The organism is Leifsonia shinshuensis (assembly GCF_014217625.1).
Lineage (GTDB): Bacteria > Actinomycetota > Actinomycetes > Actinomycetales > Microbacteriaceae > Leifsonia > Leifsonia shinshuensis_A.
The window spans coordinates 316,647-333,720 of sequence record NZ_CP043641.1 but is presented as its reverse complement, the minus strand read 5'-3'; the positions used below and the strand labels follow the sequence as shown (position 1 = coordinate 333,720).

The 17,074-nt window shown below is 71.3% G+C and carries 16 protein-coding genes and 1 other RNA gene; 10 read left to right on the top strand and 7 right to left on the bottom strand.

The annotated features are described in order from the left end of the window. Positions 1–4: 4 nt before the first annotated feature. Positions 5–1,342: a type I glutamate--ammonia ligase gene (gene glnA / locus F1C12_RS01655; protein ID WP_185277146.1), complete on the bottom strand. Its 1,338-nt coding sequence runs from the start codon at positions 1,340–1,342 to the stop codon at positions 5–7. A gap of 92 nt (positions 1,343–1,434) precedes the next feature. Here glnA and panB point away from each other — a divergent pair, with 92 nt between their 5' ends. Beyond that, entirely contained in the window at positions 1,435–2,286 is an 852-nt protein-coding gene (gene panB, locus F1C12_RS01650; RefSeq protein WP_185277145.1) for a 3-methyl-2-oxobutanoate hydroxymethyltransferase, read from the top strand. Here the strand turns inward: panB and F1C12_RS01645 are convergent. Together F1C12_RS01645 and F1C12_RS01640 are read right to left on the bottom strand one after the other, a co-directional pair. Continuing rightward, on the bottom strand, positions 2,283–2,744 hold the full coding sequence (locus F1C12_RS01645; protein WP_185277144.1) for a DUF6194 family protein: 462 nt from the start codon (positions 2,742–2,744) through the stop codon (positions 2,283–2,285). The two genes, panB and F1C12_RS01645, sit on opposite strands and share 4 nt — an antisense overlap. A gap of 10 nt (positions 2,745–2,754) precedes the next feature. Continuing rightward, positions 2,755–2,967 (bottom strand): SPOR domain-containing protein, encoded by a 213-nt coding sequence (locus F1C12_RS01640; protein WP_185277143.1) that lies wholly within the window; start codon positions 2,965–2,967, stop codon positions 2,755–2,757. Positions 2,968–2,979: 12 nt separating this feature from the next. On the opposite strand from F1C12_RS01640, the gene map reads away from it, so the two are divergent. Next, the gene (map, locus tag F1C12_RS01635) at positions 2,980–3,846 is read left to right on the top strand and encodes a type I methionyl aminopeptidase (RefSeq protein WP_185277142.1); all 867 of its coding nucleotides are present in this window, start codon (positions 2,980–2,982) and stop codon (positions 3,844–3,846) included. On the opposite strand, the gene F1C12_RS01630 is transcribed toward map, so the two are convergent. Next, positions 3,809–5,266 carry an MDR family MFS transporter gene (locus tag F1C12_RS01630; protein ID WP_258046071.1) on the bottom strand — a complete coding sequence of 486 codons (1,458 nt, stop codon included), beginning with the start codon at positions 5,264–5,266 and terminating at the stop codon, positions 3,809–3,811. The genes map and F1C12_RS01630 overlap by 38 nt on opposite strands. 67 nt (positions 5,267–5,333) lie before the next feature. Here F1C12_RS01630 and F1C12_RS01625 point away from each other — a divergent pair, with 67 nt between their 5' ends. The 8 genes from F1C12_RS01625 (at position 5,334) to F1C12_RS01590 (ending at position 14,801) form a co-directional block, all read left to right on the top strand. Then, on the top strand, positions 5,334–5,993 hold the full coding sequence (locus F1C12_RS01625) for a TetR/AcrR family transcriptional regulator (RefSeq protein ID WP_185277141.1): 660 nt from the start codon (positions 5,334–5,336) through the stop codon (positions 5,991–5,993). After that, positions 5,990–6,805 (top strand): polyphosphate--glucose phosphotransferase, encoded by an 816-nt coding sequence (ppgK, locus tag F1C12_RS01620; protein ID WP_185277140.1) that lies wholly within the window; start codon positions 5,990–5,992, stop codon positions 6,803–6,805. Before F1C12_RS01625 ends, ppgK begins: the two co-directional genes overlap by 4 nt. A 232-nt stretch (positions 6,806–7,037) precedes the next feature. After that, positions 7,038–7,127 (top strand): potassium-transporting ATPase subunit F, encoded by a 90-nt coding sequence (locus tag F1C12_RS01615; RefSeq protein WP_185277139.1) that lies wholly within the window; start codon positions 7,038–7,040, stop codon positions 7,125–7,127. Between the two features lies 1 nt (position 7,128). Continuing rightward, complete coding sequence (gene kdpA / locus F1C12_RS01610; RefSeq protein WP_185277138.1) at positions 7,129–8,790, top strand: potassium-transporting ATPase subunit KdpA; 1,662 nt, start codon at positions 7,129–7,131, stop codon at positions 8,788–8,790. 2 nt (positions 8,791–8,792) lie between these two features. Further along, positions 8,793–10,922 carry a potassium-transporting ATPase subunit KdpB gene (gene kdpB, locus F1C12_RS01605; protein ID WP_185277137.1) on the top strand — a complete coding sequence of 710 codons (2,130 nt, stop codon included), beginning with the start codon at positions 8,793–8,795 and terminating at the stop codon, positions 10,920–10,922. Positions 10,923–10,948: 26 nt separating this feature from the next. Then, the gene (gene kdpC, locus F1C12_RS01600; protein ID WP_185277136.1) at positions 10,949–11,569 is read left to right on the top strand and encodes a potassium-transporting ATPase subunit KdpC; all 621 of its coding nucleotides are present in this window, start codon (positions 10,949–10,951) and stop codon (positions 11,567–11,569) included. Positions 11,570–11,601: 32 nt separating this feature from the next. After that, on the top strand, positions 11,602–14,106 hold the full coding sequence (locus F1C12_RS01595) for a DUF4118 domain-containing protein (RefSeq protein ID WP_185277135.1): 2,505 nt from the start codon (positions 11,602–11,604) through the stop codon (positions 14,104–14,106). Beyond that, positions 14,103–14,801: a response regulator gene (locus tag F1C12_RS01590; RefSeq protein ID WP_185277134.1), complete on the top strand. Its 699-nt coding sequence runs from the start codon at positions 14,103–14,105 to the stop codon at positions 14,799–14,801. Before F1C12_RS01595 ends, F1C12_RS01590 begins: the two co-directional genes overlap by 4 nt. A 74-nt stretch (positions 14,802–14,875) precedes the next feature. On the opposite strand, the gene rnpB is transcribed toward F1C12_RS01590, so the two are convergent. The 3 genes from rnpB to F1C12_RS01575 form a co-directional block, all read right to left on the bottom strand. Then, positions 14,876–15,245, bottom strand: an RNA gene (gene rnpB / locus F1C12_RS01585) — RNase P RNA component class A. A 55-nt stretch (positions 15,246–15,300) separates the two neighbouring features. Further along, the gene (locus F1C12_RS01580; protein ID WP_185277133.1) at positions 15,301–16,035 is read right to left on the bottom strand and encodes a zinc ribbon domain-containing protein; all 735 of its coding nucleotides are present in this window, start codon (positions 16,033–16,035) and stop codon (positions 15,301–15,303) included. Between the two features lie 91 nt (positions 16,036–16,126). After that, positions 16,127–16,945, bottom strand: a complete 819-nt coding sequence (locus F1C12_RS01575) for a Nif3-like dinuclear metal center hexameric protein (protein WP_185277132.1) — start codon at positions 16,943–16,945, stop codon at positions 16,127–16,129. Between the last annotated feature and the right edge of the window lie 129 nt (positions 16,946–17,074).

Sequence of the window (17,074 nt, the reverse complement as noted above, 5' to 3'; positions counted from 1 at the left end):
TCGGTCAGAGGATCTCGAGGTTCGACCGCAGCTCGAACGGGGTGACCTGTGCCCGGTACTCCGCCCACTCGCGGCGCTTGTTCAGCAGCACGTAGTTGAAGACCGACTCACCCAGCGTCTCGGCGACGAGCTCGGAGTCCTCCATCAGCGAGATGGCGTGGTCCAGGCTGGCCGGCAGCTGGCTGTACCCCAGCGCGCGGCGCTCGGCGTCGGACAGCGCCCAGACGTTGTCCTCGGCCTCCGGCGGCAGCTCGTACTGGCCCTCGATGCCCTTGAGGCCGGCGGCCAGCATCAGCGAGAACGACAGATACGGGTTCGCGGCGGAGTCGATGGCGCGGTACTCGACGCGCGAGCTCTGGCCCTTGTTCGGCTTGTAGAGCGGGACGCGCACCAGCGCGGAGCGGTTGTTGTGTCCCCAGCAGACGAAGCTCGGCGCCTCGTCGCCGCCCCAGAGCCGCTTGTAGGAGTTGACGAACTGGTTGGTGACGGCGGTGATCTCCGGCGCGTGCTTGAGCAGGCCGGCGATGAACTGGCGCCCCGTCGTGGAGAGCTGGTACTGGGCGCCCGCCTCGAAGAACGCGTTGGTGTCGCCCTCGAACAGCGACATGTGCGTGTGCATGCCGGAACCCGGGTGGCCGGAGAGCGGCTTCGGCATGAAGGTCGCGTAGACGCCCTGCTCGATCGCCACCTCCTTGATGACCGTGCGGAACGTCATGATGTTGTCGGCCGTGGTCAGCGCGTCGGCGTAGCGGAGGTCGATCTCGTTCTGGCCTGGGCCCGCCTCGTGGTGGCTGAACTCCACCGAGATGCCGAGGTCTTCCAGCATCCGCACCGAGCGGCGGCGGAAGTCGTGCGCTGTGCCGCCTGGCACGTTGTCGAAGTAGCCGGCCGAGTCCACGGGCTCCGGGCCCTCGTCGCCGAAGGTGGAGGACTTGAGCAGGTAGAACTCGATCTCCGGGTGCGTGTAGAAGGTGAAGCCGCGGTCGGCCGCCTTCTCCAGCGTGCGCTTGAGCACGTTGCGCGGGTCGGACACCGACGGCTGGCCGTCGGGCGTGGTGATGTCGCAGAACATCCGGGCGGTCGGGTCGACCTCCCCGCGCCACGGCAGGATCTGGAACGTGGTGGGGTCGGGATGCGCCAGCAGGTCGGACTCGAACGCGCGGGTCAGGCCCTCGATGGCGGAGCCGTCGAAGCCGAGGCCCTCGGTGAACGCGCCCTCCACCTCGGCGGGCGCGATGGCGACGGATTTGAGCGTGCCGACCACGTCGGTGAACCACAGCCTCACGAACTTGACGCCGCGCTCCTCGATGGTGCGAAGAACGAAGTCGCGCTGCTTGTCCATCCTGCCCCTTTCGTCGGCCTCTCCAGACTAGTGGCTCCGCGCGCGGAAACCCGCCGGATGACGGCCGATGCCGCGTCACTAGACTGAGGCGCATGAGCGAGCAGTCCCCTGTGCCCTCCGTCCACCCCGCCACCCCGTCGATGGAGTCGCTGAAGCGGGTGCGGACCCGCCACTTCCAGTCGGCGAAGGAGGCGGGCGAGCCGTTCACCGGGCTGACCAGCTACGACATGCTGACCGCTCAGATCTTCGACGAGGCGGGCATCGACTTCCTGCTGGTCGGCGACTCGGCCGGCAACAACGTCCTCGGCTACGACACCACCCTCCCGGTCACGGTGGACGACCTGATCCCGCTGACCCGCGCGGTCGCGAAGGCGGTCAAGCGCGCGTTCGTCGTCGCGGACATGCCGTTCGGCTCCTACGAGACCGGGCCGCAGGAGGCGCTGCACACCGCCGTGCGCTTCATGAAGGAGACCGGCGCGCACGCGGTCAAGCTGGAGGGCGGCCAGCGCAGCGCCAAGCAGATCCGGCGGATCGTGGACGCCGGCATCCCGGTGATGGCGCACATCGGCTTCACCCCGCAGAGCGAGCACGGCCTCGGTGGCCACCTCGTGCAGGGCCGCGGCGAGGGCGCGGAGCAGGTGCTCGCCGACGCGCACGCGGTCGAGGAGGCCGGGGCCTTCGCCGTCGTGATGGAGATGGTGCCGGCGGACGTGGCCCAGCGAGTCACCCAGGAGCTGCGCATCCCGACCATCGGCGTCGGCGCCGGCCCGCACGTCGACGGCCAGCTGCTGGTCTGGACGGACTGGGCCGGGTTCACGACCGGGCGCATCCCGCGGTTCGTGAAGCAGTACGCGGACCTCAAGGGCGCGCTGTCGGAGGCGGCACGCACGTACAAGTCGGAGGTGCAGGGCGGGGTGTTCCCCGGGCCGGAGCACAGCTTCTAGGCGTTCTCCCCGGAAGCCGACCGGCGGCGCTCGACGCGCCGACGGTCGTCGTCGTGCGCGTCGCGAAGAGCCGCCAGCGCGCGATCGAGCGTCGCAGCACCGGGATTCACGACGCAGACCCAGCCGTAGTCGCCGTAGAGGGGATGCGGGAGGAAGACGTCTGCGGCGTCAGAGCCGCCCATCGCCCCGTCGACCAGCTCGGCTGCCGCCTTCGGCCCGACGTGGATGTTGAGCCGCCAGCGGTCGGGATCGTCCAGCCGCGAACCCGCGTCGTCCGGGTAGTCCTTCGTCACGATGGTCGCGTACGGCTGCCGGTTAATCGGCACGACGCCGTCCGGCGCGTAGTAGAAGTAGTGGTCGCCCCAGGAGATCTCGGGGTACTCACTGCCGGGCTCCGGCGCGAGTTCCAGCACGCCGTCGAAGTCCCTGACCTCGGCGAGCACGCGCTCCATCGTCATGACGGCGACGCTACCGGCCCTCCTCCGCGTCCTCCTCGGCCCACTTGGCGCTGTTCTCGCGGAGCTTCTCGAGCGCGTGCTCGGCCTCCACGCGGGTGTCGAACGGGCCGACGCGGTCCGGGGCGGGCGAGAGGAAACCCTGCTCGACCTGGCCGGTCTTCATGTTGTACCAGTACTTGTCCTCGGCACCCTGCTGGATCCCGTAGTCGTTCTCGCCGGTCATAAGCTTGATCCTATGCCCAAGGATTCCGCCGGTCACCTGGTCCCGGGACGCGTCACCGCGATGCGCTCCGTCCCGTCGCGCATCCCGCGGCCGGAGTACGTCGGCAAGCCCGGCCCCACGCTGTCGGACCGCGGCGACGTCTACTCCCCGGCAGAGGTCGAGCTGATCCGGGAGTCCGGGCGGATCGCCGCGCGGGCGATCGAGCGGGTGGGCCAGGCCGTGCGTCCCGGCATCACCACCGAGGAGCTCGACGCGATCGGCCACGAGTTCCTGATCGAGCACGACGCCTACCCGTCCACGCTCGGCTACCGCGGCTACCCCAAGTCGATCTGCAGCTCGGTCAACGAGGTCGTCTGCCACGGCATCCCGGACGACACCGTGCTCGCGGACGGCGACATCGTCAACATCGACATCACCGCCTATAAGAACGGCTTCCACGGCGACAGCAACCAGACCTTCATCGTCGGAACGGCGTCGCAGGAGGTCACCCTCCTGGTCGAGCGGACGAAGGAGGCGCTGAACCGCGGCATCAAGGCGGTCGCGCCCGGCCGCGAGGTCAACGTGATCGGCCGCGCGATCGAGTCCTACGCCAAGCGCTTCGGCTACGGGGTGGTGCGCGACTTCACCGGGCACGGAGTCGGCGCCACCTTCCACTCCGGGCTGATCATCCCGCACTACGACTCCGCACCCGCATTCGACGACGTGATGGAGGTCGGGATGGTGTTCACCATCGAGCCGATGCTCACGCTCGGGACGAGCGAGTGGGACATGTGGGCCGACGACTGGACCGTCGTCACCCGCGACCGCAGCATCACGGCGCAGTTCGAGCACACGCTCGTCGTCACGGAGCGGGGCGCGGAGATCCTGACGCTGCCGTGACGGCAGCGGGCGTCGGTGCTGCAGGCGCCGTCGCCTGAGCTTGCACCGCCTTCGCCGACGGCAGCACGAACGAGATGCCGACGCCGAGCAGCGTCGCCCCCGACGCGACCCAGAACGCCAGGTCGAACGCGCCGCTCAGGCTCGCGCCGCCCTCCACGGCCGCCTGCAGCAGCACCGCGAACAGCGCGGTGCCGAACGAGCCGCCGAGCTGCTGGGCCGTGCGGGTCAGGATGCTGGAGTGGGCGATCTGCTCCCCCGCCAGTCCCTGGTACGACGCGACCATGAGCGGCATGGTGATGGCGCCCAGGCCGAATCCGCGGATGAAAAGCGCGACGAGCAGCAGCGGATCGGCCGCGGAGGCCGGGCTCAGCGCGAACGGGACCGTCGAGACCGCGACGATCGCGAAGCCGGCCAGCGCGATCCAGCGCGCCCCGACCCGGTCGATCAGCCGCCCGGCGAGCGGACGGCAGGCGAGCGTCCCGAGCCCCTGCGGCACGAGCAGGAGGCCGGCGCCGAGCGCGTCGGTTCCGCGCACCTGCTGGAAGAACAGCGGCAGCAGCAGCATCGCCCCGTAGAGCGCGACGCTGGAGAGGAACAGCAGCGTCGACGCCGACCAGACCGAGCGCACGCGCAGCAGCCGCACGTCCACCAGGGCGGCGCCGCGCTGCCGCAGCGCCCACCAGACGAAGGCCGCGACGAGCGCCGCGCCCGCGACGAGCGGGAGCCAGGCGTCCAGCCGCCCGAACCCGCCGATCAGGACCGAGTCCGACAGGCCGAGCAGCAGGCCGGCGAGCCCGGGCACGAGCAGCAGCACGCCGACGAGGTCGAGCCGGCGCTTCGGGTCGCGCCCGCGGTCGGCAGGCAGCATCCGCCACGCCAGCAGGAGGCCGGCGACCGAGAACGGGATGTTGACCCAGAAGATCCAGCGCCAGTCCCCGAGCGCGAGGATGAGGCCGCCGAGCACCGGGCCGAGCACGGGTCCGGCCATCGCGGGCAGGCCGATGACAGCGGAGACGCGGCCGAGCTGCCTGCCGCCGGCGACCTCCATCACCATCGTGGTCATCACGGGCAGCATGAGGCCGCCGCCGACGCCCTGGAAGACGCGGAAGGCGATGAGCGACTCCGCGTTCCAGGCGAGCCCGGAGAGGATCGACCCGGCCAGGAAGATCGCGAGCGCCGCCATCCAGACCCGCTTGCCGCCGAATCGGGCGAGGCACCAGGCGGAGAGCGGGACCGTCGCGGCGAGCGCCAGCAGGTACCCGGTGGTGACCCACTGGATCTGGGCGACGGTCGTGTGCAGGTCCGTGGCGAGCGTGTGCAGGGCGACGCTCAGGATGGTCGTGTCGAAGACGACGGCCAGGGCTCCGACGACGAGCGCCGTCGCCGTCCGCACGACCGTCCTGTCGAGCTTGTCCGCCATGTCCGCTCCTTTAGATGCGCATGTGTATCTTAAACGCGACGATACGCCGATCCGATAAGATGCGCAAATGGACTCTAAAGCGACAGCCCCGCAGTCCGCCCCGCCGCAGCGCCGCCGCGGCGAAGCGCTGGAGCACGCCCTCCTGGAGGCGGCGTGGGCCGAGCTCGACGCCAACGGCTACGCGAACCTGACGATGGAGGCCGTTGCCGCCCGCGCCGGCACCAGCCGGCCGGTGCTCTCCCGGCGCTGGCCCACCCGCAGCGACCTCGCCCTCGCCGCGATCCGGCACCACTTCGACGCCGACCCGATCGACCTCCCCGACCACGGCAACCTCCGGGACGACCTGCTCGACTACCTGCGTCAGGCGAACGACCGGCGCAGCCAGCTCGTCGGCCCGCTGATGCTGCGGTTCAGCGGGATCGTCTCCGACAGCGACGGCGGCCTCGCGGGCTTGCGCGAACAGCTCATCGGCGGCCGGCCTACGATGCTCGACGCCCTCCTCGACCGGGCCGGCGAGCGCGGAGAGCTCGACCGGTCGTCGCTTCCTCCCATCGTGGCCCAGCTCCCCTTCACCCTGCTTCGGCACGAACTGCTCATGCGGATGGCGCCGGCCGACGACGACACGATCGTAGCGATCGTCGACGACGTCTTCCTGCCCCTCGTCTCGCGCACCGCTGGGTCGGGCACTGCGACTCCGCGGCGCCGCGGGGTAGATTCGAGTCCATGAGCGCGCAGAACCACGCAATCGGAATCGACGTCGGCGGTACGGGCATCAAGGGGGCGCTGGTCGACCTGGACAGCGGTGAGCTGGTCAGCGACCGGATCAAGCTTCCGACGCCGGAGGGCGGCAAGCCGGACGACATCATCGAGACCACCGCGGAGATCGTGAAGCAACTGGCCTCCGAGCAGCCGGATGCGCCGGTCGGCGTGTGCTTCCCCGCCATCGTCAGCCACGGCGTCACCCTGTCGGCGGCCAACGTGTCCAAGAAGTGGATCGGGCTGCACGCCGAGGAGCTGTTCGAGAAGGCGCTGGGCCGCAACATCCACTTCGTGAACGACGCCGACGCCGCCGGCTATGCGGAGACCCGGTTCGGCGCCGCGAAGGGCACGGACGGCCTCATCATCATGACGACGCTCGGCACCGGCATCGGCTCGGCGCTCATCTACGACGGCGTGCTGATCCCGAACGCGGAGCTCGGCCACCTGGAGATCGAGGGTCACGACGCGGAGTCGCGCGCGGCCTACTCGGCGAAGGAGCGCGAAGACCTCTCCTGGGAGAAGTGGGCGAAGCGCCTGCAGAAGTACTACTCGACGCTGGAGTTCCTGTTCACCCCCGACCTGTTCATCGTCGGCGGGGGCGTGTCCAAGAACTACACCGAGTTCCTGCCGCTGCTCGACCTGAAGACGATGATCGTCCCGGCGACGCACCGCAACAACGCGGGCATCCTCGGAGCCGCGGCCCTCGCGGTGCGCAGCGAGCGCCGCAACGCCGGAGCCCGCGGCCGGTCGGCGGAGGTCGGGGTCAGCCCCGACAACTAGGCGCCGGACGGCGGCCCCGTCAGCGATCCGCATGGATCGACCGCCGGCCCGTTAGAAAAGCGTGAGGACCGTCACCCGCGTCCTCATCCGGGTGTGGACTCTCTCTCGCCCCCGGCCACCCGGCCGGGGTGTCCCGATGGATGGAGAGAGTCGTGCTTGACCTCGTCTACCTTCTCGCCGTCGCGGCGCTGGCGTTCGTCGTCGCGCTCGTCGGCCGGGGGGTCGAGAAACTGTGATCGTCGTCACCCTGATCGCCGCGCTGCTCGGCGTCGCGGCGATCGGCTACCTGGTCGTCGCCCTGGTCAAGCCGGAGCGGTTCTGACATGGCGGCCTGGTTGTTCGTCGCCCAGCTGGCGACCCTCGTCCTCCTGCTCGCCATCGTCTACCGCCCGCTCGGCGACTACCTGGCCCGGGTGTTCACGTCCGACACGGACCTCGCGCCCGAGCGCGGCGTCTACCGGCTGATCGGTATCGACCCGCGGTCGGAGCAGTCCTGGCCCGCTTACCTGCGCGGCGTGCTCGCGTTCTCCGTGGTCGGCATCCTCATCGTCTACGGGCTGCAGCGGCTGCAGCAGTTCCTGCCGTACAGCCTCGGCTTCCCGGCCGTCCCCGAGGGGACGTCGTTCAACACCGCCATCTCGTTCGTGACCAACACGAACTGGCAGTCGTACTCCCCCGATGTGACCCTCGGCTATACGGTGCAGTTCGCCGGTCTGGCGGTGCAGAACTTCGTGTCGGCCGCGGTCGGCATCGCGGTCGCCGTCGCGCTGGTCCGCGGGTTCGCTGCACGGCGCAGCGGGGGCACGTTCACCCAGGCGGGGATCGGCAACTTCTGGGTCGACCTCATCCGCGGCGCCGGCCGCGTCCTCCTGCCTCTGGCCCTGGTCTCGGCCGTCGTGCTCATCGCCGGCGGCGTCATCCAGAACGTCGGCGGCTTCGACACGGTGCACACCATCGCGGGGGCGACGCAGACCATCCCGGGCGGGCCGGTGGCCTCCCAGGAGGCGATCAAGCTGCTCGGCACGAACGGCGGCGGCTTCTTCAACGTCAACTCCGCGCACCCGTTCGAGAACCCGACCGCCTGGACGAACCTGGTCGAGATCTTCCTCATGCTGATGATCCCGTTCTCGCTGCCGCGCACGTTCGGCACGATGGTCGGCGACAAGCGCCAGGGCTACGCGATCCTGGCGACGATGGGCTCGCTGTTCCTGATCTCGCTGATCGCCATGACGCTCTTCGAGCTCGGCGGGTCGATGGAGGGCAAGGAGACCGTCTTCGGCGTCCTCGGCTCGACCCTGTTCAACACGACCTCGACGGTTACCTCGACCGGCGCGGTGAACTCGATGCTCGACAGCTACACGCCGCTCGGCGGGATGATGGCGATGATCAACATGATGCTGGGCGAGACCGTGCCCGGCGGCGTGGGATCCGGGCTGTACGGCATCCTCGTGATCGCCGTGATCGCGGTGTTCCTCGCCGGCCTCATGGTCGGCCGGACGCCGGAGTACCTCGGCAAGAAGCTCGGGCCGCGCGAGATCAAGCTCGCGAGCCTCTACATCCTGACCACCCCGGCGCTCGTGCTGCTGGGCACCGGGCTGAGCTTCGCGATCCGGGCGGTCCGCGCCGACATCGAGAAGACGTCGATCCTCAACCCGGGGCTGCACGGCTTCAGCGAGGTGCTCTACGCGTTCACCTCGGCGGCGAACAACAACGGCTCGGCCTTCGCCGGGCTCACGGCGGCCACCCCCTGGCTCAACACGGCGCTCGGCGTCGCGATGTTCCTCGGCCGGTTCGTGCCGATCGTCTTCGTGCTCGCCCTGGCCGGCTCACTGGCCTCCCAGAACAAGGTCCCCGCGACCGCGGGCACCCTCCCCACGCACCGCCCGCAGTTCGTCGGGCTGATGGCCGGCACGATCCTGCTGGTCTCCGCACTCACCTACTTCCCCGTTCTCGCGCTGGGTCCCCTGGCGGAAGGGCTGCACTGACCATGACCACCATCCACTCGACCGCGACCAGAACGGTCGCCACCCCGGCCGGGGCGTTCTCGGCCCGGCAGCTCGTCGCCGCCCTCCCCGGGGCGCTGCGGAAGCTCGACCCGCGCTTCATGTGGCGCAACCCGGTGATGTTCATCGTGGAGGTCGGCGCGGCGCTCACCACCGTGATCGCCGTGGCCCAGCCGTTTGTCGGCGCGGGTGGCTCGGGACCGGCGACGCTCGCCTTCACCTGGAGCATCGCCGTGTGGCTCTGGCTCACCGTGCTGTTCGCCAACCTGGCCGAGTCGGTCGCCGAAGGCCGCGGCAAGGCGCAGGCGGCCACCCTCCGCAAGACCCGCTCCACCACGGTGGCGACGCGGGTGGCCCACTACGACGAGACCGGCGACCCGGAGGCGCTGACCGCCGCGACGGCGCAGGTCGCCTCCAGCGAGCTGAAGCTCGGGGACGTGGTGGTGGTCACGACGGGCGAGCTGATCCCCGGCGACGGGGACGTCATCCGCGGCATCGCCACGGTGGACGAGTCGGCCATCACCGGTGAGTCCGCCCCGGTGGTCCGCGAGTCCGGGGGCGACCGCAGCGCGGTGACGGGCGGAACGCGCGTGCTGTCCGACCGGATCGTGGTGCGGATCACCAGCAAGCCGGGCGAGACCTTCGTCGACCGGATGATCGCGCTCGTCGAGGGCGCCTCCCGGCAGAAGACCCCCAACGAGATCGCCCTCAACATCCTGCTGGCCAGCCTGTCGATCATCTTCGTGATCGTCGTGCTGGTCCTCCAGCCCGTCGCCGGCTACTCGGACGTCTCCCCGACCGTGCCGGTGCTCGTCGCCCTGCTGGTCTGCCTCATCCCGACGACGATCGGCGCGCTCATCTCGGCCATCGGCATCGCCGGCATGGACCGCCTGGTGCAGCACAACGTGCTCGCCATGTCGGGACGCGCGGTGGAGGCGGCGGGCGACGTGACCACGCTGCTGCTCGACAAGACCGGCACCATCACCTACGGCAACCGCCGGGCCAGCGAGTTCACGGCGGTCGGCGGCACCGCGGGCGACCAGTTGGTGCGGGCGGCGGCGGAGTCCTCGCTGAGCGACCCGACGCCGGAGGGCGTCTCGGTGGTGGAGCTGGCGGAGACGCTCGGTTACCAGCGGCCCGAGCAGATCGACGGCGAGATCGTGCCGTTCACGGCGCAGACCCGGATGAGCGGCCTCGACCTCCCCGACGGCTCGCAGGTGCGCAAGGGCGCGGCGAGCGCCGTCGTCGCCTGGGTGCGCGAGACCACCCCGCCCTCGGCCGCCTCCCTGGACGAGCTGGACCGCGAGGTCGAGCGCATCTCCCAGGTCGGCGGCACTCCGCTGGCCGTGGCGACGCGCGACGCGGACGGCACGGCCCGGCTGCTCGGCGTCGTCTACCTCAAGGACATCGTCAAGGAGGGTCTGGCCGACCGGTTCGCCGACCTCCGGAAGATGGGCATCCGCACCGTCATGGTCACCGGCGACAACCCGCTGACCGCCAAGGCGATCGCGGCGGAGGCCGGCGTGGACGACTTCCTCGCCGAGGCGAAGCCGGAGGACAAACTCGCGCTCATCCGCCGGGAGCAGGAGGGCGGCGCTCTGGTCGCGATGACCGGCGACGGCACCAACGACGCCCCCGCGCTCGCCCAGGCCGACGTCGGCGTGGCGATGAACACCGGCACCTCGGCGGCGAAGGAGGCCGGCAACATGGTCGACCTCGACTCCGACCCGACCAAGCTGATCGACATCGTCCGGATCGGCAAGCAGCTCCTGATCACCCGCGGCGCGCTCACCACGTTCTCGATCGCGAACGACGTGGCGAAGTACTTCGCGATCATCCCGGCGATGTTCGTCGGCGCGTTCCCCGGCCTCGCCGTGCTCAACGTGATGGGCCTGCACTCGCCGGCCTCCGCCATCCTCTCCGCGGTGATCTTCAACGCGATCGTGATCGTGCTGCTCATCCCGCTCGCCCTGCGCGGCGTGCGCTACCGGCCGTCGGCGGCGTCCTCGCTGCTCGGCCGCAATCTCCTCATCTACGGGCTCGGCGGGATCATCGCCCCGTTCATCGGCATCAAGCTGATCGACCTCGTCGTCGCCCTGATCCCCGGCTTCTGACCGGCACCGACAGTAAGGAATCGAGAATGAACCGCCTCCGCGGCGCCTGGCGCCAGTACTGGGTCGCCATCCGCGCCATGATCGTGCTCACGGTCGCGCTCGGCGTCGCCTACACGTTCGTCGTGACCGGGATCGGGCAGCTCGCCCTCCCGGCCCAGGCGAACGGGTCGATGATCACGCAGGACGGCAAGACCGTCGGCTCGGCGCTGATCGGGCAGGCCTTCACGGACGCGAAGGGGAACCCTCTGCCGCAGTGGTTCCAGTCCCGTCCGTCGGCGGCGACCTCGAACGGCCCCGCCGGCTACGACGCGGCCGCGTCCTCCGGCAGCAACCTCGCCACCGGGAACCCGGCGCAGGTGAAGGCCGTGCAGGAACGCACCGCCGCCATCGAGAAGCTGGACGGCGTGCCGGCGTCGGCGATCCCGTCGGACGCGGTCACCGCCTCCGGCTCGGGGCTCGACCCGCACATCTCGCCCGCCTACGCACTGCTGCAGGTGAAGCGCGTCGCCGAGGCTCGCGGACTCCCCGAAGCAACGGTGAAGAAGCTGGTCGAGTCTAGGATTCAAGCACGGGACCTCGGCTACCTCGGGGACCCGACCGTGAACGTGCTCCAGCTCAACCTGGCGCTCGCCCAGCTCGGCCGCTGACCGGCCGACACCGAGAGAGGGATCGAGAGGCAATGGCGCGTGGCCACCTCCGGGTCATGCTTGGCGCGGCGCCCGGCGTCGGCAAGACGTACGCGATGCTCGAGGAGGGCAAGCGGCTGAAGTCGCTCGGTAAGGACGTGGTGGTGGCGGTCGTGGAGACCCACGGCCGCTCCGCCACCGCCGCCATGCTGGAGGGGCTGGAGGTCGTGCCGCGCCGCGCGGTCGAGCACCGCGGGGTGGAGCTCACCGAGCTCGACCTGGGCGCGGTGCTCGCCCGCGCTCCGCAGCTCGCGCTGGTCGACGAGCTCGCCCACACCAACGCCCCCGGCCTGGAGAACGCCAAGCGCTGGGAGGACGTGGAGGCGATGCTCGCCGCCGGCATCGACGTGATGTCGACGGTCAACATCCAGCACATCGAGTCGCTGAACGACGTCGTCGAGCAGATCACCGGTGTGCAGCAGCGCGAGACCATCCCCGACGCCGTGCTGCGCCGCGCCGACCAGATCGAGGTGGTCGACCTCGCCCCGCAGGCGCTGCGCGACCGGCTCGCGGAGGGCGTGGTCTACCCGGCCGCGCGCGTGGACGCCGCGCTCTCCAACTACTTCCGGCTCGGCAACCTGACCGCGCTGCGCGAGCTCGCCCTGCTCTGGCTGGCCGACGAGGTCGACAGCGCGCTGCAGCAGTACCGGGCGGAGCACGGCATCGCCGGCAAGTGGGAGGCCCGCGAGCGCGTGGTCGTCGCCCTCACCGGCGGCGCGGAGGGCGAGACGCTGCTGCGGCGCGGCGCCCGGATCGCCGCCCGGTCGGCCGGCGGCGAACTTCTCGCCGTCCATGTGACGAGCCAGGACGGCCTCCGCGAGGCGAACCCCGGTGCGCTCGCCTCGCAGCGTGCGCTGGTGGAGCAGCTCGGCGGCAGCTACCACCAGGTGGTCGGCAGCGACATCCCGCGGGCGCTGGTCGAGTTCGCCCGCGGTGAGAACGCGACGCAGCTCGTGATCGGCGTCTCTCGGCGCAGCCGGCTCGCCGCGCTGCTCACCGGTCCGGGGATCGGCGCGACGGTGATCCGGGAGTCCGGCGACATCGACGTGCACATCGTGTCGCACTCCCGCGCGGGCGGCCGGTTCTCGCTGCCGCGGCCGCGCGGCGGCCTCACGACGAGGCGGAAGGTCTACGGCTTCCTGCTGGCGCTCGTCGGCGGCCCGCTGCTGACGCTGCTGCTGGTGACGATGCGCTCCGGCGAGTCGATGACCGCCGATGTGCTCAGCTACCAGCTGCTGGTCGTGATCGTCGCGCTGGTCGGCGGGATCTGGCCCGCGTTGTTCGCCGCCCTGCTCTCCGGCCTGACGCTGGACTACTTCTTCGTCGCCCCGCTCTACACGATCACGATCGCCGAGCCGCTGCACCTGCTCGCGCTGATCCTTTACATGGTCATCGCCGCGCTGGTCAGCCTGGTGGTGGACCAGGCGGCCCGTCGCACCCGCGCCGCCCAGCGCGCCGCGGCCGAGGCCGAGATGCTGGCGACGGTCGCCGGCGGCGTCATCCGCGGCGAGGATGCCCTGCAGGCGCTGGTGACCCGCACGCGCGAGGCGTTCTCGCTCACCGGGGTGCGCCTCCTGGACGGCGACGAGGTGGTCTCCACCGACGGCGAGCCCGCCGACTCCGCTCACACGCAGCGCATCGCGGTGGGCGACCGCGGCACGCTGGAGCTGTCCGGCCGCGACCTGGAGGCCGCCGACCGGCGCCTGCTCGCCGCGATCGTCGCGCAGCTCGACGCGGCGCTGGAGCACCGCGAGCTGGCCGCGACCGCGAGCGAGCTCGGCCCGCTCGCCGAGGCCGACCGGGTGCGCAGCGCCCTGCTCGCCGCCGTCGGCCACGACCTCCGGCGTCCGCTCGCAGCCGCGACCGCCGCCGTCACGACGCTGCGCCAGCGCGACCTCGCGCTCAGCGACGGCGACCGGGAGGCACTGCTGGAGACCGCGGAGGACAGCCTCGACGGCCTCGCCACCCTGGTCACCAACCTCCTCGACGTCAGCCGCGTCCAGGCCGGCGTGCTCGGGGTCTCGCTCGCGCCGACCGAGCTGGACGATGTGATCCCGCCCGCGCTCGAAGAGCTGGGCTTGGGCCCGGCGAAGGTGGAGCTCGACCTGGCGGAGTCGGTGCCTCCCGTGCTCGCCGACGGCGTGCTGCTGCAGCGCGTGCTGGTGAACCTGCTCGGCAACGCGCTGCGGTTCTCGCCGGACGGGCGCCCTCCCGTCATCGCGGCCAGCGAGTTCGGCGGGACGGTGCAGCTGCGCGTCATCGACCACGGCCCCGGCATCCCCGGCGAGCGCCGCGAGGCCGTCTTCCTGCCGTTCCAGCGGCTGGGCGACACGGACAACGACACCGGGATCGGGCTGGGGCTCGCGCTCTCCAAGGGCTTCGCCGAGGGGATGGGCGGGACGCTGGAGGCCGAGGACACCCCGGGCGGCGGGCTCACCATGGTGGTGTCGCTGCCGGCCGCGACCGCATCGACCCTGAATACGGAGGAGACCCCATGAGGATCCTGATCGCCGACGACGACCAGCAGATCCTGCGCGCCCTGCGCATCCTCCTCACCGCGCGCGGCTACGAGGTGCTCACCGCGCGCACGGGCGCCGAGGCGCTGTCGGAGGCCGTCGAGCACCATCCCGACCTGGTCATGCTCGACCTCGGGATGCCCGAGCTGAACGGCATCGAGGTCATCGAGGGGCTGCGCGGCTGGTCGACGGTGCCCATCCTCGTGGTCTCCGGGCGCACGGGCTCGGCCGACAAGGTGGACGCGCTCGACGCGGGCGCCGACGACTACGTCACCAAGCCCTTCGCCGCCGATGAGCTGCTGGCGCGCATCCGGGCGCTGACCCGGCGGCAGTCCGGGCCGGCCGACGAGCCGGCGGTGCGCTTCGGCGACATCACCGTGGACCTGGCCGCCCACCAGGTGCTCAAGAGCACGCCGGACGGGGAGTCCCCCGTGCGCCTGACGCCGACGGAGTGGGCGATCCTGGAGGTGCTGGTGCGCAACCCGCGGCGGCTGGTCACGCGCCAGGCGCTGCTCACGCAGGTGTGGGGTCCGCAGTACACGAACGACACCGGCTACCTGCGCCTGTACCTGGCGCAGCTCCGCAAGAAGCTGGAGCCGGTGCCGTCGTCGCCCCGCTACCTGCTGACCGAGCCCGGCATGGGCTACCGCTTCATGCCGGACCACGACCCGGAGTGATCGCCGAGGGGCACGTAAACGCCCCTAAAACGCGGTTTTAGGGGCGTTTACGTGCCCCTCGGCGGTGGCTGAGTGGAACGGGTCGGCCGATACGCCGGGTTCTGTCACGGCGCTTGCGCGCCGCGGACGGCCATCTCTCTCGGGACGACGTTGCCGCCGCCCTCTAGCGGTCTACCCGGGGACGAGGCGAGCAGCCTCATGGTCCCCTGTCTGACCTTGCTCCGGGCGAGGTTTACCCAGCCGGCCGGGTCACCCCGGCCGCTGGTGGTCTCTTACACCACCGTTTCACCCTTACCGCGCACTCGCGTGCGAGGCGGTCTGCTCTCTGTTGCACTTTCTCGCGGGTCACCCCGGGTGGGTGTTACCCACCACCCTGCTCTGCGGAGCCCGGACGTTCCTCGGCGGCCCGCTCGCGCGGACCGACGCGACCGTCTGGCCGACCCGTTCCGGGCACAACCCTAGCGCAGCAGGGTCGAAGGCCGCTGCGGGAGCCCGGAGCTCAGAGCCCGGACTCCTCGTTGCGGATCAGGATGGCGCCGCTGTCCGGGCAGAGCACCACGTCGTCGGCGGCCGCCCGGCGGATCTCGGCGAGGTCGGACTCGGTGAGCTTCACGTTCGACCCCATCGACACCCCGCGCAGCAGCAGCGCCGCGCCGACGCCGTACCGCGACCGCTGCCGCTCGTAAAGCGCCACCAGGTCGTCGGGGAGGGCGCCGGCGATGACAGCGCGGTCGCGGGCGAGGGCGTCGCGCTGCGCGCCGACGGCGCCGGCCTCGCCGTCGCGGGAGGCCTCCAGCTCCTGCACCTTTCCCTCAACCTCGCCGCGCTCGGCGTCGATGCCGGACAGCGCTGCCTCCAGCCCCTCCAGGCGCTCCATGACCGTCAGCTCGATCTCCTCGAGGTCGCCCTGACGCCGGGCGAGGGACGTGAGCTCGGCCTCCAGCGCCTGCACGTCCTTCACCGAGGACGTGTGCTGCAGCCGCTCGCTGTCGCGGCGCTTGCGCGCCTCCACCAGCTCGACGTCGGACTCGACGCGCTTCAGCTCGGCGCGGGCGTCCTCCACCTCGCCGGTCGCGGCGATCCAGCGCGCGCGGAGGGCGTCGACCTCGGGCTGCAGGGCGGCGAGCTGAGCGGCCTGCGGGAGGTTGCGGACGGTGTGGTCGAGCTGGCTGAGCCGGGTGTCGGCGGCCTGCAGCCGGAGGAGCTCGTTCTGGTCGGCGGGGCTGGCTTTCATGCTGTGCTCTCTGCTGTCGTCGTGCGGGCTGTCGTCGTGCGGGCTGTCGTCGTGCGGGCTGTCGTCGTGCGGGCTGTCGTCGTGCGGTCCATCATTGCAGGATCGCGAAGTCCCAGGGGTCGGTGCGCAGCTCGCTGACGACGACCTCCACGCCGGGCAGCTCGCGCCGGATGCTCTCGGCCGCGGTGTCGAGCCAGAGCCACTCGCTCGCCCAGTGCGACACGTCGAGCAGGGCGGGGCCGCCGCCGAGCACGGCCTGCTCGCGCGCCTCCGACGCCGGATGGTGGCGCAGGTCGGCGGTGATGTAGACGTCGGCGCCGCGGACCGCGTCGCTGCCGAGCAGCGAGTCGCCCGCACCGCCGCAGACGGCGACGCGGGAGACGGGCTGGTGGTAGTCGCCCGCCGCGCGAACTCCCCCGGCGGTCGGCGGCAGCAGGTCGGCGAGGGCCCGGGCGAGCGCGCCGAGCGTCGTCGGCTCGGCCAGCGAGCCGACCCGGCCGATGCCGGTGACGCCGTCGGGAGCCGGTGCGATCGGGGTGGTGTCCCGGAGGCCGAGGGCGGAGGCGAGGACGGCGCTCGTGCCGTCGGCGACCACGTCGGCGTTGGTGTGCGCGGCGATGAGCGCGCAGTCGTTGCGGATCAGCGTGGCCAGCAGCGAGCCCTTGTAGCGGTCCTCGGCGACGGAGGTCACGCCGCGCAGCAGCAGCGGATGGTGCGCGATGATCAGGTCCGCGTCGATCCCGACGGCCTCGTCGACCGTCGCGGCCACGGCGTCCACGGTGAGCAGGATGCGCTCCACGCCCGCGGTCGGGTCGCCCGACACGAGCCCGGGCGCGTCCCACCCCTCGGCCCCGGCGACCGGCCAGAGCGATTCGACGACCTCGCAGACGGAACGGAGAGTGTGCGGCACGCTCTAGAGCCTACGTGATGGAGCCGGGCCCGGCCCGGTCGCCACCGGAGGACTCCCGCCCCGACACGCCGCCCACCGACAGCCACCGGAGGATCCCCGCAGGATCCCGGCCCAAAACTCCTCCGCTCC

Excerpts from the sequence above, each read along its gene's own strand:
- F1C12_RS01625 (WP_185277141.1), top strand. The coding sequence starts at position 5,334 with ATGGACTCTAAAGCGACAGCCCCGCAGTCCGCCCCGCCGCAGCGCCGC.
- ppgK (WP_185277140.1), top strand. The coding sequence starts at position 5,990 with ATGAGCGCGCAGAACCACGCAATCGGAATCGACGTCGGCGGTACGGGC.
- kdpC (WP_185277136.1), top strand. The coding sequence starts at position 10,949 with ATGAACCGCCTCCGCGGCGCCTGGCGCCAGTACTGGGTCGCCATCCGC.
- F1C12_RS01640 (WP_185277143.1), bottom strand. The coding sequence starts at position 2,967 with ATGACCGGCGAGAACGACTACGGGATCCAGCAGGGTGCCGAGGACAAG.
- glnA (WP_185277146.1), bottom strand. The coding sequence starts at position 1,342 with ATGGACAAGCAGCGCGACTTCGTTCTTCGCACCATCGAGGAGCGCGGC.
- kdpB (WP_185277137.1), top strand. The coding sequence starts at position 8,793 with ATGACCACCATCCACTCGACCGCGACCAGAACGGTCGCCACCCCGGCC.
- F1C12_RS01630 (WP_258046071.1), bottom strand. The coding sequence starts at position 5,266 with ATGGCGGACAAGCTCGACAGGACGGTCGTGCGGACGGCGACGGCGCTC.
- F1C12_RS01645 (WP_185277144.1), bottom strand. The coding sequence starts at position 2,744 with ATGACGATGGAGCGCGTGCTCGCCGAGGTCAGGGACTTCGACGGCGTG.
- F1C12_RS01590 (WP_185277134.1), top strand. The coding sequence starts at position 14,103 with ATGAGGATCCTGATCGCCGACGACGACCAGCAGATCCTGCGCGCCCTG.
- panB (WP_185277145.1), top strand. The coding sequence starts at position 1,435 with ATGAGCGAGCAGTCCCCTGTGCCCTCCGTCCACCCCGCCACCCCGTCG.
- F1C12_RS01595 (WP_185277135.1), top strand. The coding sequence starts at position 11,602 with ATGGCGCGTGGCCACCTCCGGGTCATGCTTGGCGCGGCGCCCGGCGTC.
- map (WP_185277142.1), top strand. The coding sequence starts at position 2,980 with ATGCCCAAGGATTCCGCCGGTCACCTGGTCCCGGGACGCGTCACCGCG.
- F1C12_RS01580 (WP_185277133.1), bottom strand. The coding sequence starts at position 16,035 with ATGAAAGCCAGCCCCGCCGACCAGAACGAGCTCCTCCGGCTGCAGGCC.
- kdpA (WP_185277138.1), top strand. The coding sequence starts at position 7,129 with ATGGCGGCCTGGTTGTTCGTCGCCCAGCTGGCGACCCTCGTCCTCCTG.